Below are 26,150 nucleotides of genomic sequence, written 5' to 3'. Positions count from 1 at the left end.
ACGCGCGCAGCAAGGTTGTTTGTCATCATTTTTTCGCCGCCGGCAACGCAAAGGCAATATACTGGCTCGGACCGGGCTTGGGCATGTTGGGCTGGACCGCCGAGAACAGGCCGTCCCCACCGACCGGCACGACGATATATTCGCGGCCGCCCAGCTGATAGACTGCGGGAACGCCTTCCGACGCCGCCGGCAGATCATATTCCCACAACACCTTGCCCGTATCCTGATCGCGCGCACGGAACTTACGATCGGACGAGGTGCCGATGAAGAGCAAACCGCCGCCGGTTACGACCGGTGAACCACGCGGCGCCTGGCTGCCGGTATCCTTGACGCCCTGCTGTGCAACCGCCGGGACCTCGCCATCGGGCACCTGCCAGATGATGTTGCCGGTATTCATGTCATAGGCCGTGATCGTCGACCAGGGTGGGCTGATCGCCGGCAGGCTGTTGCTCTGGAGCATGAAATTGACCGCCGACTTGTAGGGCTGCACGTCGCCGCCACCATTCGGCATCTGCTCGAGTGCCACCGGACGCTTGTCGAGGATCAGTTTGTCGAAGGTCGGCAACTGCTTCGCCATCACGAAGAAGCGTCCGTGCACCGGATCGACCGCCGACGTACCCCAGTTGGCGCCGCCATTATGCCCGGGCATCGAGATCGTGCCCTGCAGGCTCGGCGGAGTGAACAGGCCCTCGTTGCGCGCGGTCTTGAACAACTCGTGCAACTTGTCCTGATCGGCCTGCGGGATGTAGGGATTGATGTCCGCTTCGGTGAACGACTGGCGCGCGAACGGCTTGGGCCAGGTCGGGAAGGGCTGGGTCGGCGAAGTCTTCTCGCCCGGTGTGTCCGATTTGGGTACCGGCCGTTCCTCGACCGGCCAGATCGGCTTGCCGGTGCGGCGATCGAGCACGAATACGAAGCCCTGCTTGGTGGCCTGCACCAGCACCGGCACGTTCTTACCGTCATGCTTGATCGTCAGCAGCTTGGGTGCCTGCGGGATATCGTAATCCCACAGATCGTGATGCACCGTCTGGAAATGCCACAGCCGCTTGCCGGTCTTCGCGTCGAGCGCGAGGATCGAGTTGGCGAACAGATTGTTGCCCGGCCGGTTGCCGCCATAGAAATCGTAGCGCGCGGTGCCGGTAGGAATGAACATCACCCCGGCCTGATCGTCGATCGTCGATTCGGACCAGTTGTGGATGCCGCCGAGCAATTCGCGATTGCCGTCGGGCCAGGTATCCGATCCGAACTCGCCCTTGCGCGGGACGACATGAAAGACCCAGGCGATCTTGCCGGTGCGGATATCGTAAGCGTGGATATCGGCCGGTGAAGACTTGTAATCATAGGCACCCGCCGGGAGCGACATGATGATGAGGTTCTTGTAGATACGGCCCGGATTGTCGGTGTTGAGCACCGGAATCTTGGTGATGTCGCCTTCGAAGCCGACGCGCAGATCGACCCCGCCGTTGGTGCCGAACGACGTGATCGGCTCGCCCGTGTCGGCGGAGACTGCGCGCAGCGCGCCGTTGTTGACGAACAGCAGGCGGCGATCCTTGCCGTCGGCGCTCTGCCAGTAATTCATGCCACGCGCGCCGATGCGGCCCGGATAGACGTGGCGCCATTTCTCGGTCCCGGTGGCAGCGTCGAGCGCGACCAGCGCGCCGTCAGGCCCGATGATATACATCGTATCGCCGACCACGAGCGGGTTGAAGCGCGGCGGCTGGCGCCCCGGCACCTGATAGGTCCACGCGACCTGCAACTGGGTGACGTTCGATTTGTTGACCTGATCGAGCGACGAATATTGCGCCGATTCGGCCCCGCCGAGATAGGAATCCCAACCGACATAGTCGAAGCTCTTGGCCGATGCGGGCGCATTGCCCCACGCCGCGAGCGCAAGGCCAAGCCCTATCCCGATCGCGCCATGCCGTACGGAGCGGCGCCGCCCCTTTGAATTCGTACGCGGTAGAGTATGCACTCCCGGTCCCCCCGCTTCCCTTTAAATCGGCCGCTCGTTGATTCTGTCCGTCGGCAACGGTCACCTAGCCGACATGGCGGGCAATGAGCAACCGTTCTGACTTGGTCACCGCGTTCGCCGCAAAAAAAGTGACTTTCAAGAGCATATGCGGGGCCCCGCCGGTCTCGCCGCGGTCATTGCCGGGCGGCGCGCAACGATACTTAGGTCGATGTCGATGTCCGGCGATAGTTGACACCCCGGCGGCGCTTAAGCTTACGTACAAGGAGGCCGCACCATGGCCACATCATCGAGATTTGAGCGAGGAGGCCCCGGTGCCGTTGAATAGCGTGTCGATTATCGCCCGTCTGGGATTCACGGCCGCCGTCGGCCTCACCCTCGCCTCCGCGGCCTTCACCCAGGCGACGCCCGGTGGCGGCCAGAAGGCGCCCGCCGCGCCGCCGGCCGGGATGGCCGATCCGGCCGCGGTCAAGGAAAAGGGTCGCGAACTGTTCGCGACCTGGGGCTGCGCGAGCTGCCACTCGCTGGCGGACGCCGATGCGACCGGCCATGTCGGCCCCTCGTTCGACGGTGACGCCAATCTCACCAAGGCGTTCGTGATCGATCGCGTCACCAACGGCCAGGGCCCGATGCCCGCCTTCGGCGGCCAGATGACCGATCAGGAAATCGCCGCGATCGCCACCTACATCACGATGGTCGCAACCAAATAAGCGACATGCAAAATCCTCCCCATTGAAAGCTGGGGAGGATTTTCTTTGCTCGCTCCGGACCCTCGACACCGCAACTGCATTCGCTATGCGGTTCCTATGCCGGCCGAGATCCCGATCCGCCTGAAGCGCCTGCCCCACGGGCAGGATCTTCCCCTCCCCGCTTACGCCACTGCGCATGCCGCCGGCATGGACGTAGTGGCCGCCGAAGCGCTTACCCTCGCGCCAGGAGCGCGCCATGCGGTCGCCACCGGCTTCGCCATCGCCATCCCGCAAGGCTATGAGGTGCAGGTGCGTCCGCGTTCCGGCCTTGCGCTCAAGCACGGTATCACCTGCCTTAATTCACCCGGCACGATCGACGCCGATTATCGCGGCGAGGTGAAGATCATCCTCGCCAATCTGGGCACCGAACCGTTCGAGATCGTGCGCGGCGAGCGCATCGCCCAGCTCGTCCCCGCGATCGTCCAGCGCGCCAGCTTCGAAGACGTCGACTCGCTCGACGAGACCGTGCGCGGCGCAGGGGGCTTCGGCTCGACCGGACGGTGACCGACCTCAGCGACACCCAGCTCGATCGCTATGCACGCCACATCATCCTCAAGGAGATTGGCGGCGGGGGGCAGAAACGCCTGCTCGAAGCCCATGTCGCGTTGATCGGGGCAGGCGGGATCGGCGCGCCGGCGATCCAGTATCTTGCCGCGGCCGGTGTCGGGCATCTCACGATCATCGACGATGACGATGTTGCGCTCTCCAATCTCCAGCGGCAGGTGCTTTATGGCACCGATGACGTCGGCACCCCCAAGGTCGATGCCGCTATGCAGGCAGTCGCGCGGCTGAACCCGGACGTCCGCGTCAGCCGACAAGCGACGCGAATTGCGATGGACAATGCCGCCGGCTTGCTGTTCGGGGCCGATGTCGTGATCGACGGATCGGACAATTTCGCCACGCGGCTGGCGGTCGCCGACGCCGCGCTGGAGCGGCGGATCCCCCTCGTCTCGGCAGCAGTCGGTCAGTTCGACGGGCAGCTTGCAATCTTTCGCGGCTGGGAGCCGGACAAGCCCTGCTATCGCTGCCTGGTCGGCAACGATCCCGATCGGCCCGATATCTCCTGCGCCGATCAGGGCGTGCTCGGCGCGCTCACCGGCACGCTCGGCAGCTTGGCCGCGATCGAGGCGATCCGCGCGATCGTGCCGTTCGGGGCCGACCCTGCCGGCAATTTGCTGATGATCGACGCGCTCGACTTCCGCTTCCGCACGTTGCGCCTGCCCAAGGACCCGGGATGCCGGTGCGCGGGCTGACGATCGTGCTCGCCAGCGCCGATACCGACCGGCTGCGCAGCGCGCTCGGCATGGCAGCGACTCAGGCAGCGCTTGGCGGGGCCGCGCGACTGTTTTTCGACGGTGCAGCCGTGCGGTTGCTGACACCGCCGCTCGCAAATCCGCGCGACGATGACCATCGCGCCGTAGGGCTGCCCACGCTTGGCGAACTGATCGAGACCGCTTTCACGCTCGGCGTGTCGATCATGGCCTGCCAGAGCGGGCTCGCTCTGGCCGGTCTTGCCGCCGATCGGATCGATCCACGCATTGCTACCGGCGGCATGACGGTGATCCTCGCATCGCTCGGCGAAGACCGACTTGTTGCGCTCTGATGCCGCCAGGGCAGCAATATGTTGCGAATCGGGCACAGGGTGAAATGTTTCGAATCGGCCGGGCTATAAGACCCATGACAAACAATCGTTTATTCGCTTAACCCTTCATCGACGAACAGAGCCGTCAAGGCCATGGTTCGGGGAGGGTCGAGGCCCCGCACAGTCCGTGCCAACGGGCTGGAGCGTGAGCGCCAGGCCGCAGAATAAGGGGGCTGACGAGCGATCGTCACGCAGGCGCCCGGGCTGTGAAAACAGCCCGGGCGTTTGCTTTTCGGCGGCACGTCGCCGGAGCTGGTGCGTTGATGCCGGGAAGGAGATCCTCATGGCGAGCCAGCCCCCCATTCCCGAAATCCCCCTCGACGTGCCGGTGGACGATCCGGTGCCGACTCCGGTCGATCCAATCCCGCCCGAGCCGACCGATCCCGTCTAAGACCTCTTCCCCGAGCTCGTCTCGGGGAGACTTCACCTTTTGTGAACCGCCGCAACCTAGTGTGTGCGCGTGATCCCGCTTCGCTATATTTTCCGCAGTCGCTGGGCCGCTCTGATCTGGGCGATCGGCATTTGCTGGACGGCAGTCAGCTTTGCCGGCGGCGACGCCAGCAAGCTGACCGTCAACGCCGCCAATAGCGCGGATAATGATGCCGCCAAGGTCGGCGCCGCGCTGGCCGAGGACGACTAAGCCCTAAACCAGCCGGCTCTGCCGCACCGCCGCCCCGATGAAGCTCGCGAACAAGGGGTGCGGATCGAACGGCTTGCTCTTCAGCTCCGGGTGGAACTGGACGCCGATGAACCACGGATGGTCGGGCCGCTCGACGATCTCTGGCAGCTCGCCATCGGGCGACATGCCCGAAAAGACCATGCCGCCTTTTTCCAACGCTTCGCGATAGTGGACGTTGACCTCGTAACGGTGGCGGTGACGCTCCCAGATTTCGGTGCTGCCATAGATGGTCGAGACATGGCTGTTGCCCGCGAGCGAGGCATTGTACGCGCCGAGCCGCATCGTCCCGCCGAGATCGCCGCCCTCCTCACGCTTCTGCAAGCCTTCTTCGGTCATCCATTCGGTGATCAGGCCGACCACCGGTTCCTCGGTCGGGCCGAATTCGGTGGTGGAGGCACCGGCGATCCCGGCCGTGTTCCGAGCGCCCTCGATACAAGCCATCTGCATGCCGAGGCAGATGCCGAAATAGGGCACGTTGCGCTCGCGCGCGAAGGTGACACTCTTGATCTTGCCCTCGCTGCCGCGTTCGCCGAACCCGCCGGGGACGAGGATCGCGTGGAGCGGCTCGAGCTCGGCCGCGATATCGGTGCCGGTCTGCTCGAACAATTCGGCATCGAGCCAGCGGATATTGACCTTCACCCGGTTGGCGATGCCGCCATGGACAAGGGCTTCGTTGAGCGATTTGTACGCGTCGGCCAGCCCGACATATTTGCCGACGACGCCGACCGTGACCTCACCCTCGGGATTGTCGAGCCGCTCGACGATCCGGCTCCAGCGCGACAGATCGGGCATCGCGCCAGGCTCGATCGCGAACGAACGCAGCACCGCCTCGTCGAGCCCGGCCGCATTATACTGGAGCGGCACGGCGTAGATGCTCTTGGCATCGAGCGCCTCGATCACCGCGCTGGTCGGCACGTTGCAGAAGAGCGCGATCTTGGCGCGCTCGCCATCGGGCAAAGGCCGGTCGCAGCGGCACACCAAGACGTCGGGCTGGATGCCGAGGCTGGTGAGATCGCGCACCGAATGCTGGGTCGGCTTGGTCTTCAGCTCGCCCGCCGCCGCGATGTACGGCACCAGGGTCACGTGGATGAAGCAGGTGTTGGCGCGGCCGAGATCGTTCCGCAGCTGGCGGATCGCCTCCATGAACGGCAGGCTCTCGATATCGCCGACCGTGCCCCCGATCTCGCACAGGACGAAATCGAGGTCGTCGGTTTCGGCGCGCGCGAATTCCTTGATCGCGTCGGTCACGTGCGGGATCACCTGCACGGTCGCGCCGAGATAGTCGCCGCGACGCTCCTTGGCGATGATCTGCTGATAGATCCGCCCGGAGGTGACGTTATCACTCTGGCGTGAGGGCACGCCGGTGAACCGCTCATAGTGGCCGAGATCGAGATCGGTCTCGGCACCGTCGTCGGTGACGTACACCTCGCCGTGCTGATAGGGACTCATCGTCCCCGGATCCACGTTGAGATAGGGATCGAACTTGCGGATGCGGACCCTGTAGCCACGAGCCTGAAGCAACGCCGCGAGCGACGCCGCCATGAGACCCTTGCCAAGCGAGGAGACCACGCCGCCGGTTATGAATATGAACCGCGCCATGGGAGGAGAGGCTTAGCGGCCCGAATCCGAAAAGGGCAAGGGCGACCTCAAAAAGATTGTGGATGAAATGGTTTGAGGGGGCGAACGGCACACATCGTCATTCGCCTGAACCGTCACCCCGGGGCTTGACCCGGGGTCCAGCTTCTTATGTTCCACCGAATGGTAGCGGGACCCCGGGTCAAGCCCGGGGTGACGACCAATTAATGCTGCAGCGGCACGCCGCTATTGTCGGCCGGTGGCGTCAGCGGAGCAGGCGTCGGCGCGGGTGCGCTCTGCGCCGCGCGCTTGGCGAGCGAAGTATCGATCGTCTGGCTGCGGTTCGACATGCTGGCGATGGCGGCCAGCGCGATGCTGAACACCACGAAGATCGTGCCGAGCACCGCCGTGGTGCGGGTGAGAAAGTCCGCCGCGCCGCGCGCGCTCATCAGCCCAGCCGGATTGCCGCTGGACGCGAGTCCACCGCCTTCCGAACGCTGCAGCAGGATCACGGTGACCAGCGCGAGGACGATGATCGAATAGACGATAAGAAGAAAGGTAAGCATAGGGCGCGGCCGATACAGGATGCGGCGGCCCGGAGCAACGGGGCTGCGGCGCCCGCCTCCGCCCTACCCCGCCGCCTTCTCCAGCATGTCGTGGCGCCGGAGCGCATGGCGAAGCTGGTCGTAAGTCAATGCGAGCGCTGCGGCGGTGGCACGCTGGTTGAAGCGGCAGCGGGCAAGCGCCGCCTCCAGCAACTGGCGCTCATAGGCATGGCAGGCGGCGCGCAGATCGCTGCACTCGGACGAGGGCTGCACGGGCGCCGGTTCGGCCGACACAGCCGGCGGCGCCGCAACGGCGGACTTGGCCGACGGCATCAACCAGGGCGAGGCGAACGGATCGAACTGGATCGCATCGATCGGCTTCTCCTGATCATCCCAACGATAGACCGCGCGTTCGACGACATTGCGCAGTTCGCGGACATTGCCGGGCCAGGTGTAGCTTTCGAGCAGTTGCGCCGCCTGCTTCGAGAAGCCAGGCCAACGCGGGTAGCCGACCTCGGCCGCCATCCGCCGCCCGAAATGATCGGCCAGCACGGCGATATCCCCCTCGCGGGCCCGCAGCGGCGGGAGGGTGATCACCTCGAACGACAGACGATCGAGCAGATCGGCGCGGAAACGACCTTTATCGACCAACTCCGGCAGATGCTCGTTGGTGGCAGCGACGATACGCACATCGACCCGGACAGGCTTGGACGAACCGATGCGCGTCACCTCGCCATATTCGGTCGCACGCAGCAGCCGCTCCTGCGCGCCGGACGACAAGGTCGCCAATTCGTCAAGGAACAACGTGCCGCCGTCCGCCTCCTCGAAGCGACCGATCCGCGCCTTGGTGGCACCCGTGAAGGCACCAGCCTCATGCCCGAACAATTCCGCCTCGATCAGCGTCTCGGGCAAGGCGGCGCAATTCATCGTCACCAGCGGCCCGGCCCAACGCGGCGAAAGCCTATGGAGCCGCTCGGCGATCAGTTCCTTGCCGGTGCCGCGCTCGCCGATCACGAGCACCGGGCGGTTCAATGCGGCGGCACGGCTGGCGCGCTCGACAGCATCGAGAAACGGACCAGATTGGCCGATGAACTGAGCTTCGCGCTGCATGCCATGAAGTTGGCGGATTTTCCCACATATTGGCAAGGAGATAATTAGCCGATTCCGCTGATCACAACGCGAAACTGGCGGATTTCGGCCATTTTCCGAAGTTGGCACGCTCCCTGCAATACATTGAGCAACACCGGGCCAAACCGGTGGAACAGATCAACAGCCAAGGTTCAGGAGACTTCCATGTTCAGCTTCGACAAGAGCGATTTCCAGCGTTTCGCGGTTTCTTCGGTCGGCGCGCTCGCCGTTTCGGCGGCCTGCCTGTTCGGCGCGGTCGGTCCGGCCAAGGCCGGAACCCCGATCACCGCTGCCGAATGGCAGAAGCAGGTCGAAAGCAAGATCAGCGCCCCGGGCGACGATCTCGCCGCCCTTGATGGCGCGAGCGGCGTCCAGAAGGTGACGCTGGCGGCAGAGTTCACCGCCGACGGCCGCTTTGCCGGATCGCGGGTGGCCCAGTCGAGCGGGATCAAGGTCCTCGATTTCCAGGCCAGGCAGATCGTGCGCCGCATCCATTATCCGGCACTGCCGGCCGCCTATCGCGGCCAGCCGACGACGGTGACGATGCGCCTGTATTTCGGCAACGACTCGGCCGAAGTGGCCGAGGCCATCCGTCACGATCCGGTACAGTTCGCCTGGTCGACCAACACTGGCGGTGCCGATGGCAAGCAACTTGCCCGTTAGGATCATGATCCCCACTGCCCGAGCGGAGCAGTGGGTGCCGGGGCGGGACTACCCCCTTGACCCGCCCCGGCTTACAACCAGGCCAGAGTTCGGCCGGAACGCGTTAGACAGGAGCAACAAGATGGGAATTTTCTCCCGCACTCGTGACATCATCGCCGCCAACATGACCGATCTGCTCGATCGGGCTGAGGATCCGGCGAAGATGATCCGCATGATCATCCTCGAGATGGAGGAAACCCTGGTCGAGGTCCGCGCGTCCGCCGCCCGCCATATCGCCGATCAGAAGGAGATGCGCCGCCAGATCGCCAAGCTCGATCAGGTTCAGGCCGGCTGGATCGAGAAGGCCGAACTGGCCTTGTCGAAGGGCCGCGAGGATCTGGCCAAGGCCGCTCTGGTCGAAAAGCAGAAGTCGGGCGATCTCGCCGAGCAATTGCAGGACGAGATCCAGTCGATCGACGAGGCGCTTTCAGCGTGCGAGGTCGATATCGCCAAGCTGCAGAGCAAGCTGCGCGAGGCGCGTGCCCGCCAGAATTCGATCACGACCCGACTCGAAAGCGCGCACAACCGCACCCGCATGCGCGAAATGTATGCCGGGCAGAAGGTGGAGGACGCTTTCTCGCGCTTCGAAGTGCTCGAACGCCGCGTCGACATGGCCGAGGGCCGTGCGGATGCCGCGGGCTTGGGCGTCCAGAAGAGCCTGGAAGAAGAAATCGCCGAACTGCGCCAATCCGACAAGGTCGATGCCGAGCTGGCCGCGCTGAAGGCGCGCCTGCACGGCCCGGCCGCCGGCGAGGCCTGAGACCATGGAGGACGTCTTGGTCCCGATCATGATTTGCGGCTTCCTGTTCATCGGGTTGCCGTGGGTGGTCTTCCACTACATCACCCAGTGGAAGAAGAACGGCTCGCTGACGATCGAGGACGAGAATTTGCTCGACGAGCTGCACGATCTCGCCCGCCGGCTCGACGACCGGATGGCCACGATCGAGCGCATCGTCGCCGCCGACGATCCCACATTCCGCCGCCCGGAGACCGAGCGCCTGCGCGACGAGCGCGACGACGATCATGTCTTCGATCACATATCCGAGCGCCAGCGCCCGCGTGAGCGCCGCCGCTAAGTCCCCACAGAACAGGGAGGACCATACAATGCCACCGCGTCGCACCCGCTTCTATCTCGACAAGACCAATGCCAAGTTTCTGGGCGTCTGTGCCGGGATCTCGGATTATACCGGCATCGACGTTCTGTTCGTCCGCGTCGCCTTCGCCCTGCTCGCGATCTTCGCCACCGGCGGCATCGGCTTCCTGGCCTATTTCCTGGTCGCCTGGCTGGCCGACACCAAGCCACGCGCGTTCGATTACGAGGATCGCGAGGATCGCAAATTCTGGCAGAAGGTGCGGGCCCGTCCCGGTGCCTCGGTCCGCGACGTGCGCTCCAAATTCCGCGATATCGATCGCCGCCTCGCCGACGTCGAACTCCACGTCACCAGTCAGAACCGCCGGCTGGCCGACGAGATCGACGCGCTGCGCTGAGCGCCGCGTTCAAGGGGAATTGAGATGGAAAAGTTTCTGATCTTCCGGGATCTCATCCCGCTTGCCGCGACCTTGGGTGTTCTCGGCATCGCCGGCTGGGTCTTCACCACCTGGCTGCGCGTCAAGAACGGCTACCCGCTCGAAGGTGGTTGGGGCCAGGCGGTCTACCCCCGGAGCAGCGACGAGGCGATGGAGCGGCTGAAGCTCATCACCGCCGAAAACGCCCAGCTCCGCGCCGAGCTCGGATCGGTCAAGGATCGCCTTGCCACGGTCGAGCGGATCGTCACCGACAGCAGCTTCCGTCTCACCCACGAGATCGAGCAGCTGCGCGGTCCGGCCAACTAGAGGGAACGAGACGATGCACAATGCCGCATCCTGGGTCTGGGTTCTGATCCCGCTCGCCGCGATCTTCGCCGGCACCGTCAGGCGCTGGTTCAGGCTCAAGGAGCTGGAACTGGAGCGGATGAGCTTCCGGGTCGCCGATCAGAGCGCGCAATCCGCCGCCGAGACCGAACGCCTGAAACAACGGGTCGCGGTGCTGGAACGCATCCTGACCGATCGATCGACCCAGTTGGGCGACGAGATCGAACGGCTGCGCGACAAGCCGATCAACTAAGGACCGAGACGATGAGTACCTTCACCTTCCTGGCTTTCTTCATGATCGTGGTGGGCCTGCCGGTGATCCTCGGGATCGGCAGCAGCATGTTCAAGCGCTGGCTCGACCATAAGGAGAAGATGCGGCTGGCCCTCAGCGACCAGACCGCCGAGCGCGCCGCCCAATATGCCGCCAAGACCGAGCGACTCGAGCAGCGTGTTGCGGTGCTGGAACGGATCATCACCGATCGATCGACCCTGCTGGGCGACGAGATCGAGCGGCTGCGCGACAAGCCGGTCAACTGAATCACGAACGATAATCAGGCTCAAGGAGCTTCGATATGAACCCATTCGAAATGGTGATCGGCATCGTCCTGATCGTATCGGTCACCAGCATCATCCGCGCCCGTTACGGCATCGTCCGGACAGGCCGCGGCAAGGAAGAGGTCTATGTCGGCCCGGCCCGCGACAATGGCGAAGCCGAGCGACTGCGCGGCGAAGTCCGCGACCTCAAGGAACGGATCGCGGTGCTGGAGCGCATCGTGACCGACGGCGATCGCAACCGCAGCCTCTCGCTGGAGCGCGAGATCGAAGCGCTGCGCCATGACAAGGAGGTACGGTGATGACCGATCCTATCGTGTGGAGCTTGATGACGGCCGCAAGCCTGGCCGGCCTGGTGGTGATAACGGTGGCAGCACTCAAGGGCTGGCGCGACTGGATCGGCCTGCAGCGGCTGAGCCTCGAGGGTCGCGGCCCGGCGCCGGAGACGACCAGCGGCGTGCCGAGTTCGGCGGCGCGCATCGAGTTGGCGGATCTGCGCGAGCGGGTACGCAAGCTGGAGGCGATTGCGGCCGGGGTGGATTTGTAAAGAGACACCGTCATTCCCGCGCAGGCGGGGGTGACGGGGACAAACTACTGATATCTATAGTTTAACTTCTTTCCCTCGCGCATCTGTCCAACCGCCTTCGCAATCCGGTTAGCACGCGTCTCCGGCCGCTTCGCTTCGACGACCCACTCCACATATTCACGCCGGCAACTCGGCGAAAAGGCGTCGAACGTGGCCTGCGCCTCCGGCTCGGCCGCCAGCGCTGCGGCCAGATCCGCCGGCGTTTCCAGAGCCGGCTTCGGTGCGGCCCGCACCCGCTTGGCCGGCGGCATATCAAGCTGTGCCACCGCCGTGCGGATCTGCCCGATGATCACCTCGTCCGCCGGCAGATCGGCCAGACTGGTGATCCGCCCATAATCGCCACCGGCACTTTCGCCGCGATCGGGCCCGCCCGCCTCGCTGCGCCAGAAGCCGAAGATACAATGCGCCTTGAAGGCCGACATCATCGCCAGCATCCGTCCGTCGAGCGTGAAGAAGGGACGCCCCCATTTCATCGTCTCGTCCACGCTGGGTACCACCTGATGCACGAGCGCGCGCAGATGCGTCAGGATCGGCACGGCAAAAGCGGGCAGGCCCGCCAGATAGGTGTCTACGCGCGGATCCGTCGCCATGACCGCCCTCCTCCCATCACAATATTATTCCCGGCACCGACGGCGAATGCAAATGCAGCTATATTGGATCAAGGTTGCAACCACCGCCGCCGTGCCACGTTCACGAGAGGTCGTTAACAACCTGAAACGAGATTTCGATGCGCAAACTTATCCTCGGCGTTGCACTGGCCGCGCTTGCCCTGCCCGCCGTCACCCCCGCGCTGGCCGACCCGCCGCCATGGTCGCACGGCCGCAAGCATGACGACAACGGCCGCCGGGGTGACGATCGCCACGACAATGGTCATCGCGATGGCCGCAATTACGACTGGAACCGCCCCGATCCCAGCTACGGCGGCTACGATGCCTCGCGTTACTATCGCCCGGGCAATTATCCTGAGCGCCGGCTCGGCCGTAACGACCGCATCTATCGCGGCGGCGACGGGCGCTATTATTGCCGCCGCAGCGACGGCACGACCGGCCTGATCGTCGGTGCGCTCGCAGGCGGTTTGCTCGGCAATGCGCTGGACGGTGGCCGTTCAAGCACGCTCGGCACGTTGCTCGGTGCCGGCGGCGGTGCCCTGCTGGGGCGTTCGATCGATCGAGGCAACGCCCGCTGCCGCTGATCGTGGCCTGAAAAGTCCGGGAGCGATGCCGCCATTGCTCCCGGCAAGGCGCGCCAGTAAAGGCCGCGCTTCCATGGCCGAACCGATCATCATCGCCGTCCCCAAGGGGCGCATCCTCACCGAAGTGATGCCGCTGTTCGCGGCCGCCGGCATCGTTCCCGAGCCCGCTTTCGCGGACGAGGACAGCCGGGCGCTGCGCTTCGACACCAACCGGCCCGATATCGGGCTGATCCGCGTGCGCGCCTTCGACGTGGCTACCTTCGTCGCGCATGGCGCGGCGCAACTGGGCATCGTCGGATCGGACGTGCTGATGGAGTTCGATTATTCGGAGCTTTATGCGCCGGTCGATCTCGGCATCGGCCATTGCCGCATTTCGATCGCCGAGCCGAAGGACCTGGCGGCGAGCGACGATCCGCGCGGCTGGAGCCATGTCCGCGTTGCGACCAAATATCCCAACATCACGCGGCGCCATTTCGAGGCGCGGGGCGTCCAGGCCGAATGCGTCAAGCTCAACGGCGCGATGGAGATCGCCCCCGTGCTGGGCCTGTCGAGCCGGATCGTGGATCTGGTGTCCAGCGGGCGCACGCTCAAGGAAAACGGGCTGGTCGAGGTCGAGGTGATCGCCGAGGTCTCGGCGCGGCTGATCGTCAACCGTGCCGCATTCAAGACGCGCGCGAAGGAGGTCGGCCCGCTGGTCGAGGCGTTCCGCGAGGCAGCTGGAGGCGCCCGTGCGGCGTGAGGAGGCAATATCATGATCCGCCTCAATTCGACCGCCGCGAACTTCGCCCTCGCTTTCACCGCGCTCGTCAACGCCCGCCGCGAAGCGGATGCCGATGTCTCGCGCGATGTCGCGGCGATCATCGCCGACGTCCGCGCGCGCGGCGATGAGGCGCTTGCCGGCTATACCAGCCGCTTCGACCGGCTCGATCTCGATACGGTCGGCTGGGAGATTCCCCGCGCCGCCCGCCGCGCCGCGCTCGAAGGCCTCGACAAGGACCTGCGCGCCGCGCTCGATCTCGCGGCCGATCGGATCGCGGTCTATCACGACGCGCAGAAGCCGACCGATCGCGACGGCATCGACAGCGCCGGCGTCCGTATCGGCGCACGCTGGACCGCGGTCGATGCCGCCGGTCTGTACGTGCCGGGCGGCCGCGCGGCCTATCCCTCGACCGTGCTGATGAACGCCATTCCCGCGCGCGTGGCCGGTGTCGGGCGGCTGGCGATGACCGTGCCGACACCCGGCGGCGAAGCCAACCCGCTCGTCCTCGCCGCTGCCGAGATTGCCGGGGTCGACGAGGTCTGGCGCATCGGCGGCGCGCAGGCGATCGCGGCTCTCGCTTATGGCACGAGACGCATCGGAGCGGTCGATGTCGTCGTCGGCCCCGGCAATGCGTGGGTCGCCGAGGCCAAGCGCCAGCTTTACGGCGTGGTCGGCATCGACATGGTCGCGGGCCCGTCCGAGATCGTCGTCGTCGCCGATGCCGCCAACGATCCGGAATGGATCGCGGCCGATCTGCTCAGCCAGGCCGAGCATGATCCGACCAGCCAATCGATCCTGTTCACCGACGATGCGGCGTTTGCCGATGCGGTGGCACAGGCGGTCGCTCGCCAGCTCACCACGCTTGCGACCGGCAACACCGCGGCCACGGCGTGGGAAGCCAATGGCGCGATCATCGTCGTGCCGAGCCTCGATGGGGCGATGCCGCTGGTCGATCGACTCGCGCCCGAGCATCTCGAACTGGCGGTCGCCGATCCCGAGCCGTTGTTCGCCGCCGTGCGCCATGCCGGATCGGTCTTCCTCGGCCGCTACACGCCCGAGGCGGTCGGCGATTATGTCGCGGGTCCCAACCACGTGCTGCCCACCGGCCGCCGCGCGCGTTTCGCCTCGGGTCTGTCGGTGCTCGATTTCATGAAGCGCACCAGCTTCATCGCCTGCGATGCCGCCAGTCTGGCGCGCATCGGGCCGGCCGCGGTCGCGCTGGCGCATGCCGAAGGGCTGCCCGCGCACGCTGCCTCGGTCGCGGTGCGGCTCACGTGAACTTTGCGCTTCGCTCCTATCGCCGCTAAGGGCCGCCGGTGCCGAAAACCAGATATCGTCCGCAGGCCCGATCGGCCGCGCGTCTCGCCGCCGTCCAGGCGCTCTATCAGCAGGAGATGGAGGGAACCCCGCTCGCCCGTCTGCTCGATGAATTTCACCAGCATCGATTGGGGGCCACGATCGAGGATGTCGAATATGCCGACGCCGAGGTCGCCTTCTTCGACGACGTCGTGAAGGGCGTCGACGCGCGTCGCGCCGAGGTGGATGCGTTGATCGTGCGTCGGCTGGGCCAGGGCTGGACGCTCGAACGGCTCGATCGCCCGATGCGGCAGATATTGCGCGCCGCAACCTATGAGCTGGTTGCCCGCGCCGACGTGCCGACGCGCAGCATCATCAGCGAGTATGTCGATGTGGCCGATGCCTTCTACGACAAGCGCGAGACGGGATTCGTGAACGGCCTGCTCGACGCGGTCTCGAAGGACGTGCGCTCCTAAAAACGACCGCTCGTCCCCAGCGAAGTCGAGGGACGTTGCAAGAGCCAACGTGTCTCGACTTCGCTCGACACGAACGGACTGTTCGCGCCAGTTATAGCGCGCCAAATGCCAAATCACGCCACCAAGGGTGCCTTGGGCTCGGTCCGTTCGGCGCTCGCCACCGCTTCCGCCGCGCGCAGGGCCGCCAGGATGCGCATCAGATGACCCACATCCTGCACTTCGATCAGCACGTCGAAGGTGTGAAAGCTCTCGTCGCGTTGCGACAGGGTGAGGTTGACGATGTTGGCGTGCTGGGTGCCCAGAATGCCCGCCATCACGCCCAATGCGCCCGGCTGGTTGCGCACGATCACCTGCAGCCGGGCGACGCCACCCTCGCTGCCGTCGCCCCAGGCCAGATCGACCCAATCCTCTTCGGGCGCTGCCTGCAGCACCGGGCATTCGATCACATGCACCACCACCGGCGCATCGGGATGGCGCACGCCGACGATGCGGTCGCCCGGCACCGGCGTACAGCAGGGCGCAAGCGTGAAGGCGACGCCCGGGGTCAACCCCTTCATCGAGATGGCGCGCGGATCCGGCAGACGCGGGCGCATCGCGAGTTCGCCCGCCGATCCTGGCATCAGCGCCTCCATCACCTGCTGATCGGTCAAATTCCCGCGGGCGATCTCCTCCATCAGCCGGTCCGAATCGGGCAGCTTGAGCCGCTTGACCGCCTGATCGAGCGCATCGGGGGCGAGTTGCGCCGGCAGCCGCGCCACCACCGCATCATAGAAGCGGCGGCCGAGCGCGACCATTTCGGCCTGCTCCTTGTTGCGGACGTAGCGGCGGATCTTGGCGCGCGCCTTGCCGGTCGCGGCGAAATTCATCCACGACGGCTGCGGCTCCTGCGCCTTGGAACGCAGGATCTGCACCTGATCGCCATTCTGGATCGGGGTGCGCAGCGGCACCACCCGTCCGTTGATCTTGGCACCCACCGTCTGGTCGCCGAGATCGGTGTGGACGGCATAAGCGAAATCGATCGGGGTCGCGCCTTTGGGGAGCTGGATCAGCTCGCCCTGCGGGGTGAAGGCGAAGATGCGATCCTGGTACATCGCCATGCGGGTATGTTCGAGCAGTTCCTCCGGGCTCGCCGCATGATCGAGGATCTCGACGAGATCCTGGATCCAGCGTGCATTGACGTCGGGCTGGATCGTTCCGCCGGCCTTGTAGGACCAGTGGGCGGCCACGCCGAACTCGGCCTCGGCATGCATCTTCCTGTCGCGGATCTGGATTTCGATGCGGACCCGCTCGGTGTGGATCACCGCGGTGTGAAGCGAGCGGTAACCGTTGCGCTTGGGCGTCGAGATATAGTCCTTGAACCGGCCCGGCACCATCGGCCAGCGCTGGTGGAGCAGCCCGAGCGCGCGATAGCATTGCTCGACATCGTCGACGATGACACGGAACGCCATCACGTCGGAAAGCTGCTCGAAGCTGATGTGGCGCTCGGTCATCTTGCGCCAGATCGAATAAGGATGCTTCTCGCGTCCCTCGACCTCGGCCTTGATCCCCTTCTGGCCGAGCAACAGGCGGAGGCCCGAAGCGATGCGCGCGACCTGATCGCCGCCGCCCTTGCGCATCTGCTCGAGCCGCTTGTTGATCGAATCATAGGCTTCGGGTTCGAGCTCCTTGAAGGCGATGGTCTGCATCTCCTTCATGAACTCGTACATGCCGATCCGCTCGGCGAGCGGCGCGTAGATATCCATCGTCTCGCGCGCGATCCGGCGGCGCTTCTCCGGCTTGGCGATGTGATGGAGCGTGCGCATGTTGTGCAGCCGATCGGCCAGCTTGACCAGCAGCACGCGGATATCGTCGGACATCGCCAGCAGGAACTTGCGCAGATTCTCGGCGGCGCGCTCATTGTCGCTCTGCGCCTCGATCTTGGAGAGCTTGGTGACGCCGTCGACGAGCCGCGCGACGCTGGGCCCGAAGGTCTTCTCAATCTGCTCCTGCGTGGCGACCGTATCCTCGACCGTGTCGTGCAGGATCGCGGTGGCGATGGTCTCGTCATCGAGATGCAGATCGGTCAGGATACCCGCCACCTCGATCGGATGGCTGAAATAAGGATCGCCCGATGCGCGCTTCTGGCTGCCGTGCGCGGCCAGCGAAAAGACGTAGGCGCGGTTGAGCAGGGCCTCGTCGGCATCGGGATCGTAACTCAGGACCCGGTCGATCAACTCATATTGGCGCAGCACAATCCCTAGATGGAGGGCGGGGGGCGGCAATGGCAAGCGCGAAGGGCTTCATAATCGCAAAGCTGCCTGTTGACGCGCGAGCGTGGCATGGGTGCCGCGCAAATACTGGCTCCGCTCGTCCTGAGCGAAGGCGAAGGACGGGCGCGTGAAGTGCGACTTCGCTCAGCACGAACGGGACACCAATAATGTAGTCAGGCAATCAGATCCCGCCTGATCTCGCTGACACTCCGACACCCCGTCAGCCCCATCGTGCGCCTGACCTCGCTCGTCAGCAGATCGAGCGCCCTGCCCGCACCGGCCTCTCCTCCGGCGGCTAGACCATAACAGATCGCTCGCCCGGTCAGCACGGCATCGGCCCCCAGAGCGATCGCCTTGACGATGTCGCTGCCGCGCAGGACGCCACCATCGACGAACACCGCCATCTTGCCGCCGACGGCGGCAACGACGCCCGGCAGCGCCTCGATCGTGGCGGGGGCACAATCGAGCGCGCGGCCGCCATGGTTGGAAACGACGACGCCGTCGACGCCCAGGGCCAGCGCGCGTTCGGCGTCGTCGGGACGCATGATGCCCTTGACCACGAACTTGCCGCCCCAGCGATCGCGCAGCCTGGCCATCTCGTCCCAATCGAGATTGTCGTTCCTGAACGCCGAACCGACCGGCGCGCTTCTTGTGACGTTCGCGCGTAGATGCGCTGGCAGATTGGCCTGCTGCGGGATCCCGCCGTTGAGCATGTAGCGGCCGAGCACGCCCGCAAACCAGCGCGGATGGGTCAGGATATCGATCGTGTTGCGGCGCCCGAGCCTAAACGGCGTACCGAAGCCGTTGCGCTGATTATATTCGCGGTTGGGATTGACCGGCAGATCGACCGTCAGGAAGCAGATCGGGCAGCCGACCGCCTTGGCGCGTTCCATCGCCGCGTGGGACAAGTCCCGATTTTCCCACAGATAGAGCTGGAACCAGAGTTTGCCGCCGGCGGTGGCGATCTGCTCGACATCCATCGTGCTGGCGGTGGAGATGACGAACGGGATATTGCGCGCCGCCGCCGCCCGCGCCGCCGCGACATCGCCATGGTACGAGAAGAGCGAAGCGCCTCCGGTCGGCGCCACAACGAAAGGCCAGGGGATCGATTCGCCCAGCACGCGATGGCTCGTGTCGATCTCGGCGACGCCGCGCAGCACCCGGGGCAGCAGCTTGATGCGGCGGAAGGCTTCGCGATTGCCGTCGAGCGAGAGTTCGTCCTCCACCCCGCGCTCGAGATAATCGTAGATTCCGCGCGGCAGGCGGCGGCGCGCCATGGTACGCAGATCGGCGATGTTGAGCGCGGACATCATCGCTTGCTCACCCTGCATCGCGCTCCCCTTTGCCTTCCTGTTTTCGATCTCATGCCTTGCCGAGGAGCGGGCGTCCATCACCTCCGCTTGTGGGACTGCCCACTCCAAACGCAACCGATCACGCGTTTCAGGGTTGATACCGGGCGTGATCCACCTTATCAGTGGGCAGAATTAAGACATTGCCCACTAAACGACCGAGGAGTAAGCCCATGGCCACCGCCGCCCGCCCGACGCCGAGCCGCACTGTGCCGCCGTTCCGCGCCGACCATGTCGGCAGCTTCCTGCGCCCCCGCGCCGTGCTGGAAGCGCGCGACAGCTTCCATCGCGGTGAGATCGATGCGGCCGCGCTCCGCACGGCCGAGGACACGGCGATCGCCGATATCGTCAAGTTCCAGGAGGATCTGGGCTTCAAGGCGATCACCGACGGCGAATTCCGCCGCAAATTCTTCCACACCGATTTCCTGCTTCAGCTCGACGGGATCGAAGAACAGGGTGGCATGGAAGTCGCCTTCAAGCACGCCGCCGGCAAGGACGTGAACTTCGCCCCGCCGAAGATGGTCGTCACCGGCAAGGTGCGCCATGCCAAGCCGATCCAGCTTGCCGACTATGAATTCCTCAAGTCGGTCGTGCGCGAGACGCCGAAGATCACCATCCCCTCGCCGACGATGCTCCACTTCCGCGCCGGGCGTGAAGGGATCAGCGAGGCGGTCTATCCCGACATGGCGGAATTCTTCGCCGATGTCGGCGCCGCCTATCGCGAGGAGATCGCGCAGCTGACGCAGGCCGGGCTGACCTTCCTCCAGCTCGACGACACCAACCTCGCTTATCTCTGCGACGAGAAGCAGCGTGAGAATGCGCGCAAGCGCGGCATGGATCCGAACGAGGCACCGCGCCTTTACGCCAAGCTGATCAACGACGCGATCAGCGAGGCGCCTGATTCGCTCGTCACGGGCATCCACCTGTGCCGCGGCAATTTCCGCTCGAGCTGGGCGGCCGAGGGGGGTTACGAGCCGGTCGCAGAGGTGATGTTCAACGAACTGAACATCGACGCCTTCTTCCTCGAATATGACGATCCGCGCTCGGGCGATTTCGCGCCGCTGCGCTTCGTGCCCAAGGGCAAGACGGTGGTGCTGGGTCTCGTCACGACCAAGCTCGGCGAACTCGAGTCACGCGACGACATCCTGCGCCGGATCGATGAAGCGGCGAAGTACATGCCGGTCGACCAGATGGCGCTGAGCCCGCAATGCGGCTTCTCCTCGACCGTCCATGGCAACGATATCGCCGTCGAGCAGCAGGCGGCCAAGATGCGGCTGGTGATGGACGTCGCCCGCGAAGTGTGGGCCGACGCCTGACTTTGCCCGCTGGTTGTTTCCGATCGTCACCCCGGCCTTTGCGCCGGGGTGACCTATGAAACCCAACTAGCGCCGCACCAACTTGCCGCTCTCGATGTGCCACCGCCGTTGCGCGGCCGTCGATCCCTCCACGTCGTTGACCCGCCGCAGCGTATAGCTGCCGGTGAAATGCTGCCGCGTTCCATCGGTCTGCGCGGAATCGACCTTCACCTTGATCTGGGCATAGACCGATCCCGCGCCGCCTTCGCTGGTGAACGGCGGCAGCGGCGTCACCCGCGTCCACGCCGTATGGGCATAGCCGCGCCTGAGTTCGTCGATACCCGGCCCACGCGGCCACAAGGCGTGCGCCGTGCGATAATCATGCCGGCCGAGCGCCGCATAATAATGCTGCACGACCCGCACCGCCGCCTGCACCGAAGCTTCCGCCGGCGGGGTCGGCGGAACCGGATCTGCCGCCGCCAGCGCGAGTCCCATCATCAGCATCAGAATATTCCATGTCCCAGCCACAGCCGAACGATCGCGATCAACAACAGGATCAGGTTAAGGTTGCGCCCGGCATTGCCGCGCGACAGCGACCCGATGATCAGGCCGAAGATCGGCAGCGGCAGCACGAACCAGTTCGCCCAGCCGAGGAAGGGCATCAGCGCGAAGAAGATCGGCACGATCGCCGCCAGCCCGATCAGGAAGGAAAGCAGGTTCAGCATCGTCGATCCTCGAGAGTCACCTATACCGTAAAGCACAAGCGTATTGCATGAACAATACAGTTCGCGCTAGGACCGCAGTCAAGGAAAGGATTGCCCGATGCGCCCAGCCTTGTTCGCTTCCGCCGCCTTGCTCATGCTCCCGGCCTGCCATGCCAGCGTCAATATCGGCGACGACGCCAAGGAGCGGGGCGACAATGTCCACCTCGCGATGGGCGACGGCAAGGACAGGAACCAGGTCTCGCTCGAAGTGCCCGGCCTTTCGGCCAAGGTGAGCCTGCCCGATATGAACCTGGGCTCGCACATGGATATGGACGGCATCAAGCTCGCCCCCGATACCGACGTGAAGACGGTCGATGTGACGGGCGACGACAAGGGCGCGAAGGACGAGGGCCGCGTCCATATGGAATTCACCAGCAAGGGCACGCCGGCTTCGCTGATCGACTATTACAAGCAGGCCGCGGCCGGCGCTGGCTATTCGAACATCGCCGCCACCGCGAGCGGGGTCTCCGCGACCAAGGGACAGAAGCAATTCGCCATGTCGGTGGCGCCCGACGGCGCGGGCAGCCGCGGCACGATCACCATGCACGGCAGCGATTGATGCGGATCGAACTGACCATGCTCGGCGCGAGCCTGGTGCTCGCGGTGGTGCAGATCGGGCTCGCCGGTCATTTCCGCACGAAGCAATATGGCACCAAGTGGAATACCGGCGCGCGCGACGAAACGATGCCGCCGCTCAATCCGCTCGCCGGGCGGCTCGTACGCGCGCAGGCCAATCTGTTCGAGACCCTGCCGCTCTTCATCGGCGCGGTGCTCGGCTGTGCCGCCGCCGGTCATTTCGACGGCAAAAGCGCGATCGGGGCGCAGCTCTATTTCTGGGCCCGGGTGGCGTACGTGCCGCTTTATGCCGCGGGCATTCCTATCGTGCGCACGCTCGTCTGGCTGGTCTCCGCCGCAGGCCTCCTCCTGGTCATCGCGAGCCTTTTGCTGGGCTAGGACGCGCCACTGGCGGGAAAAGCCGCTGGCGGCTACAGCGCCGCTTATGCCTCCCCTCATTCTCGTCATGATCGGCGGCGCGATCGGCGCCGGTTTCCGCTATCATATCGGCGCGATCGCGCTGCGTAATCTCGGCCCCGCTTTTCCCTGGGGCACGTGGATCATCAACCTGCTCGGCGGTCTGCTGATGGGCATCCTCGCCGGCTGCCTCGCGCGGATGTTCACGACGACCCAGGGCGAGCCGCTGCGCCTGTTCCTCGGCGTCGGGGTGCTCGGCGGCTTCACGACCTTCTCATCCTTCAGCCTGGAGACGGCCAACATGCTGCTCCGCAACCAGCCGGTGATGGCCGCCGCCTACGGCGTGTCCTCGGTCGCGGGCTCCGTGTTGGCCTTGTTCATCGGCCTTTTCATCGTCAGGGCCTTCACATGAGCGAGCCTATCACCGACGCCCGCACCTTCATCGTCGCCGACGACGATCATGGCATCCGCCTCGATCGCTGGTTCCGCCGCCATCTGCCCGAAGCGAGCTTCAACATCGTCTCGCGCTGGGCGCGCACCGGGCAGCTCCGCGTCGACGGCAAGCGCGTGGCGCCGGGCGACCATATCGAGGCCGGCCAGACGATCCGCGTCCCGCCGCTCGAAGCCCCCGCCCCCGCTGCCGCCAAGGCGCGCGCCAAGCCGGAGCGCCCGCCGCTCAGCGCCGAGGACGAGGAATTCGTCCAGAGCCTCGTCATCCACAAGGATCGCGCCGCGATCGTGATCGACAAGCCACCCGGCCTCGCCACGCAGGGCGGCACCAAGACCGAACGCCATCTCGACGGCCTGCTCGATGGCGTGCGGTTCGAGGCGGAGGGGCGGCCCAAGCTGGTCCATCGGCTCGACAAGGATACGTCGGGCGTGATCCTGCTCGCGCGCTCGTCGGGTGCAGCGGCGCATTTCGCCAAGGCCTTCTCCAGCCGGACCGCGCGCAAGCTCTATTGGGCTTTGGTCACCGGCGTGCCCTCGATCGACGACGGCATGATCGAGCTGCCGATCGCCAAGCAGCCCGGCACCGGCGGCGAGAAGATGCATGTCGACGAGAAGGAGGGCTCGCCGGCACGCACCCGCTATCGCGTAATCGAACGGGCCGGCAATGCCGCCGCCTGGGTCGAGCTCCAGCCTTACACCGGCCGCACCCACCAGCTGCGCGTCCATATGGCGGCGATCGGCCACCCGATCGTGGGCGACGGCAAATATGGCGGGCAGGATGCGTTTCTCACCGGCGGGATCAGCCGCAAGCTGCACCTCCATGCGCGGCGGCTGCGGATCGATCATCCCGACGGCAGCAAGCTCGATGTCAGCGCCGAGCCGCCGCGCCACTTCGTCGAGAGCATGGCGATGCTCGGCTTCGATCGGGCGCTGGGCGATGCACTGCCATTCGACGAGCCGAAGTTCAGCGAGACCGCCGAGGGCAAGCGCAAGGCGGTCACCCAGGCCGCCAAGGCGCGCCGCAAGGAGCGCAAGGGCGAACGGCGGTCGCGCGGAGCGCGCGACTGATGCATCCCAATCGGGCATTTGCCTGGGATGACGAGGCGGCATTGCGCAAGTTCGTCGAAGAACACGCCTTCGCGCAGATTTGCACGAGCGTGGAGGGCGCGCCGCTGACCGCGCAGGCGCCGTTGGCGGTGCATGCCGACGGATCGATCCGGTTTCATCTCGCGCGCGGCAACGCGATGGTGCCTTATCTCGACGGGGCGACAGTGATCGCCGCGGTGCTGGGCGACCACGCCTATGTCAGCCCGGACTGGTATGGCAGCGAGCATCAGGTACCGACCTGGAATTACCGGCTGGTCGAGGTGCATGGCCGCGTGCGCCGGCTCGACGAGGCCGGGCTGATCGAACAGCTCGATACGCTGAGCGCGGCCCAGGAAGCCCGGCTCGCGCCCAAGGTGCCGTGGACCAGCGCCAAGCTCGATCGGCAAAGGATGGCGGCGTTTCTGACAGCGATCGTCGGCTTTTCGATCGATGTGCCGGTGCTGCGCGGGATCGCCAAGCTTGGACAGAACAAGAAGCCTGAGGAGATTGCGGGTGCGGTCGCGGCATTTCGCGCGCTCGGCAACGATCGCATCGCCGATATGATGGAACGCACATGAGTGGGCGCATGAACCGCCTCGCGGTATTCGATTGCGACGGGACGCTCGTCGATTCGCAGGCCACCATCTGCGGCGCGATCGAGCGGGGCTTCGCCGCATGCGATATCGCGCCCCCCACGCCCGACGCCTCGCGCAGCATCATCGGCCTTTCGCTGGTCGAGGCGATGCGCGTCCTCCATCCCGCCGGCTCGGCAGACGATCACGACACGCTCGCCACCGCCTACAAATCGGCTTTCTTCGAGATGCGCGCCGCCGGCCTTGCCAGCGAGCCGCTCTACGAGGGCATCGCCCAGGCGATCGCCGATCTCGACGCGCGCGGCTGGCTGCTCGGCGTGGCGACCGGCAAATCGGATCGCGGGCTCAAGCATATCCTCGAGCATCACGGCCTCCATCCGCGCTTCGTCACGCTGCAGACCGCCGACCGCCACCCATCCAAACCGCATCCCGCAATGCTCCAGCAGGCGATCGCCGATGCCGGCGCCGCGCCCGAAACCACGATGATGATCGGCGATACGAGCTACGACATGGCGATGGCCAAGGCGGCCGGCGCATGGGCGATCGGCGTGAGCTGGGGCTATCACAACGAAGCCGAGCTCTGGACCGCCGGCGCGGACCGCGTCGCGACCCATGCCTCGCAGCTGGTGGATATGCTCGAGGCGCTGGCATGAAGCGTTTCTACAAGGATGTGACGATCGCCGATGGTGCGATCCTGCTGGACGGCCGTCCGGTGCGTACGCCCGCACGCGCCAAGCTCACCCTTCCCTCGCCCGCGCTGGCCGAAGCGGTGGCGCAGGAATGGCGCGCGCAACGCGAGGAGATCGATCCCCGATCGATGGCGATGACCGGCCTTGCCAATGCGGCGATCGATCGGGTTGCGCCCGATCCGGCGGCCTTCGCGGCGCCGCTGGCGACATATGCGGAGACCGATCTGCTTTGCTATCGTGCCGACGCGCCTGCGGATCTCGTCGCGGCGCAGGCCGAGGCGTGGGATCCGCTGCTGGATTGGGCGCGGGCCCGCTACGATGTCCATTTCGCCGTGACGGCGGGGATCGTCCATGTCGCCCAGCCCATGGCGACGGTGGAACGGCTGTCTGAGGCGCTGGCCGCGCGCGATGCCTTCGCGCTCGCGCCGATGTCACCGCTGGTAACGATCGGCGGTTCACTCGTGGCCGCGCTGGCTCTGGCCGAGGGCGCGATCGGCGCGGAGGAAGCGTTTGCCGTGACGCATGTCGATGAATTGTGGCAGGCCGAGCGGTGGGGTGAGGATTATCTCGCAACGCAAGCGCGCGAATTGCGGCGGAAGGATTTCATCGCAGCGGCGCGGTTTATGGAATTGCTGGCTTAGAGCCCTCGCTCTGGAGGGCAGGAAGGGCCCTTAAATCTCGGGCCCTTTGAAATTGTCCGCATAGGCCTGCAGCTTCAGGCTGCGCGCCGCGGTCCCCGGCGTCACATGATAGGCCAGGCCATGGCGCTCGGCATAAGCCTTGGCTGCCTCCAGCGTCGGGAAGCCGAGCCGCACCTGCTCGCGCACGTCGCCCGATCCGGCCCAGCCCGTCAGCGGATCGGGCTTCTTGGCCTCGGCCGGCTCATATTCGAGCAGCCAGGCGGACTCCTTGTAGCGGCCGGATTGCATGGCGCTCTTCATGCGCTGGCGGATGCGGGCTTCGGTCATGGACGCCAGCGCATATCGCAGATGCGAGACGGG

Annotated in this window: 36 protein-coding genes; 26 read left to right on the top strand and 10 right to left on the bottom strand. The window is 65.6% G+C overall.

All coding sequences use genetic code 11. The features are described 5' to 3' along the window. Positions 1-25: 25 nt before the first annotated feature. Positions 26-1,972, bottom strand: a complete 1,947-nt coding sequence (locus tag AB4Z44_RS02345; RefSeq protein ID WP_404712479.1) for a pyrroloquinoline quinone-dependent dehydrogenase — start codon at positions 1,970-1,972, stop codon at positions 26-28. 311 nt (positions 1,973-2,283) lie between these two features. Here AB4Z44_RS02345 and AB4Z44_RS02340 point away from each other — a divergent pair, with 311 nt between their 5' ends. The 5 genes from AB4Z44_RS02340 to AB4Z44_RS02320 all read left to right on the top strand — a co-directional run bounded on the left by AB4Z44_RS02340 (position 2,284) and on the right by AB4Z44_RS02320 (position 5,000). Continuing rightward, positions 2,284-2,679 (top strand): c-type cytochrome, encoded by a 396-nt coding sequence (locus AB4Z44_RS02340; RefSeq protein ID WP_404712478.1) that lies wholly within the window; start codon positions 2,284-2,286, stop codon positions 2,677-2,679. A 96-nt stretch (positions 2,680-2,775) separates the two neighbouring features. Then, a complete protein-coding gene (gene dut, locus AB4Z44_RS02335; protein ID WP_404712477.1) occupies positions 2,776-3,222 on the top strand; it encodes a dUTP diphosphatase in 447 nt (148 codons plus the stop codon). Then, positions 3,219-3,971, top strand: a complete 753-nt coding sequence (locus tag AB4Z44_RS02330) for a HesA/MoeB/ThiF family protein (RefSeq protein WP_404712476.1) — start codon at positions 3,219-3,221, stop codon at positions 3,969-3,971. Before dut ends, AB4Z44_RS02330 begins: the two co-directional genes overlap by 4 nt. Then, entirely contained in the window at positions 3,953-4,321 is a 369-nt protein-coding gene (locus AB4Z44_RS02325; protein WP_404712475.1) for a peroxiredoxin, read from the top strand. The genes AB4Z44_RS02330 and AB4Z44_RS02325 overlap by 19 nt, the downstream gene beginning before the upstream one ends. A gap of 499 nt (positions 4,322-4,820) precedes the next feature. Beyond that, positions 4,821-5,000 carry a hypothetical protein gene (locus AB4Z44_RS02320; RefSeq protein WP_404712474.1) on the top strand — a complete coding sequence of 60 codons (180 nt, stop codon included), beginning with the start codon at positions 4,821-4,823 and terminating at the stop codon, positions 4,998-5,000. A 3-nt stretch (positions 5,001-5,003) separates the two neighbouring features. On the opposite strand, the gene AB4Z44_RS02315 is transcribed toward AB4Z44_RS02320, so the two are convergent. From AB4Z44_RS02315 to pspF, 3 genes are all read right to left on the bottom strand, one after another. Further along, on the bottom strand, positions 5,004-6,638 hold the full coding sequence (locus AB4Z44_RS02315; protein ID WP_404712473.1) for a CTP synthase: 1,635 nt from the start codon (positions 6,636-6,638) through the stop codon (positions 5,004-5,006). A 200-nt stretch (positions 6,639-6,838) separates the two neighbouring features. Then, positions 6,839-7,180, bottom strand: a complete 342-nt coding sequence (gene secG / locus AB4Z44_RS02310; RefSeq protein ID WP_404712472.1) for a preprotein translocase subunit SecG — start codon at positions 7,178-7,180, stop codon at positions 6,839-6,841. A gap of 63 nt (positions 7,181-7,243) precedes the next feature. Then, positions 7,244-8,269: a phage shock protein operon transcriptional activator gene (gene pspF / locus AB4Z44_RS02305; protein WP_404712471.1), complete on the bottom strand. Its 1,026-nt coding sequence runs from the start codon at positions 8,267-8,269 to the stop codon at positions 7,244-7,246. 183 nt (positions 8,270-8,452) lie between these two features. Between pspF and AB4Z44_RS02300 the strand changes: the two genes are divergently transcribed. The 9 genes from AB4Z44_RS02300 to AB4Z44_RS02260 all read left to right on the top strand — a co-directional run bounded on the left by AB4Z44_RS02300 (position 8,453) and on the right by AB4Z44_RS02260 (position 11,939). Continuing rightward, positions 8,453-8,950 (top strand): TonB family protein, encoded by a 498-nt coding sequence (locus tag AB4Z44_RS02300; protein ID WP_404712470.1) that lies wholly within the window; start codon positions 8,453-8,455, stop codon positions 8,948-8,950. Positions 8,951-9,071: 121 nt separating this feature from the next. Then, positions 9,072-9,749: a phage shock protein PspA gene (gene pspA, locus AB4Z44_RS02295; RefSeq protein ID WP_404712469.1), complete on the top strand. Its 678-nt coding sequence runs from the start codon at positions 9,072-9,074 to the stop codon at positions 9,747-9,749. Positions 9,750-9,753: 4 nt separating this feature from the next. Continuing rightward, positions 9,754-10,065, top strand: a complete 312-nt coding sequence (gene pspB / locus AB4Z44_RS02290; RefSeq protein WP_404712468.1) for an envelope stress response membrane protein PspB — start codon at positions 9,754-9,756, stop codon at positions 10,063-10,065. Between the two features lie 28 nt (positions 10,066-10,093). Then, positions 10,094-10,477 carry an envelope stress response membrane protein PspC gene (pspC, locus tag AB4Z44_RS02285; RefSeq protein ID WP_404712467.1) on the top strand — a complete coding sequence of 128 codons (384 nt, stop codon included), beginning with the start codon at positions 10,094-10,096 and terminating at the stop codon, positions 10,475-10,477. Between the two features lie 24 nt (positions 10,478-10,501). Continuing rightward, positions 10,502-10,822, top strand: coding sequence for a hypothetical protein (locus tag AB4Z44_RS02280; RefSeq protein WP_404712466.1), 321 nt, complete (start codon positions 10,502-10,504; stop codon positions 10,820-10,822). 13 nt (positions 10,823-10,835) lie between these two features. After that, positions 10,836-11,093 (top strand): hypothetical protein, encoded by a 258-nt coding sequence (locus tag AB4Z44_RS02275; RefSeq protein ID WP_404712465.1) that lies wholly within the window; start codon positions 10,836-10,838, stop codon positions 11,091-11,093. An 11-nt stretch (positions 11,094-11,104) separates the two neighbouring features. Continuing rightward, a complete protein-coding gene (locus AB4Z44_RS02270; RefSeq protein ID WP_404712464.1) occupies positions 11,105-11,377 on the top strand; it encodes a hypothetical protein in 273 nt (90 codons plus the stop codon). Positions 11,378-11,412: 35 nt separating this feature from the next. Continuing rightward, positions 11,413-11,694, top strand: a complete 282-nt coding sequence (locus tag AB4Z44_RS02265) for a hypothetical protein (RefSeq protein ID WP_404712463.1) — start codon at positions 11,413-11,415, stop codon at positions 11,692-11,694. Then, entirely contained in the window at positions 11,694-11,939 is a 246-nt protein-coding gene (locus tag AB4Z44_RS02260; RefSeq protein WP_404712462.1) for a hypothetical protein, read from the top strand. The genes AB4Z44_RS02265 and AB4Z44_RS02260 overlap by 1 nt, the downstream gene beginning before the upstream one ends. A gap of 44 nt (positions 11,940-11,983) precedes the next feature. Here the strand turns inward: AB4Z44_RS02260 and AB4Z44_RS02255 are convergent, their stop codons facing one another. After that, positions 11,984-12,568, bottom strand: coding sequence for a YdeI family protein (locus tag AB4Z44_RS02255; RefSeq protein ID WP_404712461.1), 585 nt, complete (start codon positions 12,566-12,568; stop codon positions 11,984-11,986). A 137-nt stretch (positions 12,569-12,705) separates the two neighbouring features. On the opposite strand from AB4Z44_RS02255, the gene AB4Z44_RS02250 reads away from it, so the two are divergent. The 4 genes from AB4Z44_RS02250 (at position 12,706) to nusB (ending at position 15,702) form a co-directional block, all read left to right on the top strand. Next, complete coding sequence (locus tag AB4Z44_RS02250) at positions 12,706-13,170, top strand: glycine zipper 2TM domain-containing protein (protein WP_404712460.1); 465 nt, start codon at positions 12,706-12,708, stop codon at positions 13,168-13,170. A gap of 73 nt (positions 13,171-13,243) precedes the next feature. Beyond that, positions 13,244-13,909 carry an ATP phosphoribosyltransferase gene (hisG, locus tag AB4Z44_RS02245; protein WP_404712459.1) on the top strand — a complete coding sequence of 222 codons (666 nt, stop codon included), beginning with the start codon at positions 13,244-13,246 and terminating at the stop codon, positions 13,907-13,909. A gap of 9 nt (positions 13,910-13,918) precedes the next feature. Next, positions 13,919-15,208: a histidinol dehydrogenase gene (gene hisD / locus AB4Z44_RS02240; RefSeq protein WP_404714330.1), complete on the top strand. Its 1,290-nt coding sequence runs from the start codon at positions 13,919-13,921 to the stop codon at positions 15,206-15,208. 38 nt (positions 15,209-15,246) lie between these two features. Continuing rightward, the gene (gene nusB / locus AB4Z44_RS02235) at positions 15,247-15,702 is read left to right on the top strand and encodes a transcription antitermination factor NusB (protein ID WP_404712458.1); all 456 of its coding nucleotides are present in this window, start codon (positions 15,247-15,249) and stop codon (positions 15,700-15,702) included. A gap of 113 nt (positions 15,703-15,815) precedes the next feature. On the opposite strand, the gene AB4Z44_RS02230 is transcribed toward nusB, so the two are convergent. Together AB4Z44_RS02230 and AB4Z44_RS02225 are read right to left on the bottom strand one after the other, a co-directional pair. Then, positions 15,816-17,933, bottom strand: a complete 2,118-nt coding sequence (locus AB4Z44_RS02230) for a RelA/SpoT family protein (protein ID WP_404712457.1) — start codon at positions 17,931-17,933, stop codon at positions 15,816-15,818. Between the two features lie 191 nt (positions 17,934-18,124). Next, positions 18,125-19,282, bottom strand: a complete 1,158-nt coding sequence (locus AB4Z44_RS02225) for an alpha-hydroxy acid oxidase (protein WP_404712456.1) — start codon at positions 19,280-19,282, stop codon at positions 18,125-18,127. A gap of 191 nt (positions 19,283-19,473) precedes the next feature. Between AB4Z44_RS02225 and AB4Z44_RS02220 the strand changes: the two genes are divergently transcribed. After that, on the top strand, positions 19,474-20,616 hold the full coding sequence (locus tag AB4Z44_RS02220; protein ID WP_404712455.1) for a 5-methyltetrahydropteroyltriglutamate--homocysteine S-methyltransferase: 1,143 nt from the start codon (positions 19,474-19,476) through the stop codon (positions 20,614-20,616). A gap of 66 nt (positions 20,617-20,682) precedes the next feature. Here AB4Z44_RS02220 and AB4Z44_RS02215 read toward each other — a convergent pair whose 3' ends face one another. Then, entirely contained in the window at positions 20,683-21,099 is a 417-nt protein-coding gene (locus AB4Z44_RS02215) for a hypothetical protein (RefSeq protein WP_404712454.1), read from the bottom strand. Next, on the bottom strand, positions 21,099-21,320 hold the full coding sequence (locus tag AB4Z44_RS02210) for a hypothetical protein (RefSeq protein ID WP_404712453.1): 222 nt from the start codon (positions 21,318-21,320) through the stop codon (positions 21,099-21,101). The genes AB4Z44_RS02215 and AB4Z44_RS02210 overlap by 1 nt, the downstream gene beginning before the upstream one ends. Before the next feature lie 97 nt (positions 21,321-21,417). Here AB4Z44_RS02210 and AB4Z44_RS02205 point away from each other — a divergent pair, with 97 nt between their 5' ends. Genes AB4Z44_RS02205 through AB4Z44_RS02175 form a run of 7 tightly spaced genes read left to right on the top strand, consistent with a single transcriptional unit; the run spans position 21,418 to position 25,790 of the window. Further along, on the top strand, positions 21,418-21,918 hold the full coding sequence (locus tag AB4Z44_RS02205) for a hypothetical protein (RefSeq protein ID WP_404712452.1): 501 nt from the start codon (positions 21,418-21,420) through the stop codon (positions 21,916-21,918). Further along, positions 21,918-22,313 (top strand): MAPEG family protein, encoded by a 396-nt coding sequence (locus AB4Z44_RS02200; protein ID WP_404712451.1) that lies wholly within the window; start codon positions 21,918-21,920, stop codon positions 22,311-22,313. Before AB4Z44_RS02205 ends, AB4Z44_RS02200 begins: the two co-directional genes overlap by 1 nt. A gap of 46 nt (positions 22,314-22,359) precedes the next feature. Next, positions 22,360-22,743 carry a fluoride efflux transporter CrcB gene (gene crcB / locus AB4Z44_RS02195; protein ID WP_404712450.1) on the top strand — a complete coding sequence of 128 codons (384 nt, stop codon included), beginning with the start codon at positions 22,360-22,362 and terminating at the stop codon, positions 22,741-22,743. Continuing rightward, on the top strand, positions 22,740-23,849 hold the full coding sequence (locus AB4Z44_RS02190) for an RluA family pseudouridine synthase (RefSeq protein ID WP_404712449.1): 1,110 nt from the start codon (positions 22,740-22,742) through the stop codon (positions 23,847-23,849). The genes crcB and AB4Z44_RS02190 overlap by 4 nt, the downstream gene beginning before the upstream one ends. After that, positions 23,849-24,445, top strand: coding sequence for an FMN-binding negative transcriptional regulator (locus tag AB4Z44_RS02185; protein ID WP_404712448.1), 597 nt, complete (start codon positions 23,849-23,851; stop codon positions 24,443-24,445). The genes AB4Z44_RS02190 and AB4Z44_RS02185 overlap by 1 nt, the downstream gene beginning before the upstream one ends. 8 nt (positions 24,446-24,453) lie before the next feature. Beyond that, positions 24,454-25,113 (top strand): HAD-IA family hydrolase, encoded by a 660-nt coding sequence (locus AB4Z44_RS02180; protein ID WP_404712447.1) that lies wholly within the window; start codon positions 24,454-24,456, stop codon positions 25,111-25,113. Next, on the top strand, positions 25,110-25,790 hold the full coding sequence (locus tag AB4Z44_RS02175) for an ATP12 family chaperone protein (protein WP_404712446.1): 681 nt from the start codon (positions 25,110-25,112) through the stop codon (positions 25,788-25,790). Before AB4Z44_RS02180 ends, AB4Z44_RS02175 begins: the two co-directional genes overlap by 4 nt. A 30-nt stretch (positions 25,791-25,820) precedes the next feature. Here AB4Z44_RS02175 and AB4Z44_RS02170 read toward each other — a convergent pair whose 3' ends face one another. Beyond that, positions 25,821-26,117 (bottom strand): NADH dehydrogenase ubiquinone Fe-S protein 4, encoded by a 297-nt coding sequence (locus AB4Z44_RS02170; protein ID WP_404712445.1) that lies wholly within the window; start codon positions 26,115-26,117, stop codon positions 25,821-25,823. Positions 26,118-26,150 lie beyond the last annotated feature (33 nt).

This window comes from Sphingomonas sp. MMS24-J13, from assembly GCF_044905095.1.
Classification (GTDB): Bacteria; Pseudomonadota; Alphaproteobacteria; order Sphingomonadales; family Sphingomonadaceae; genus Sphingomonas_I.
Note: the sequence above shows the minus strand (reverse complement) of the source record. Positions and strands in the feature narration are given on the sequence as shown.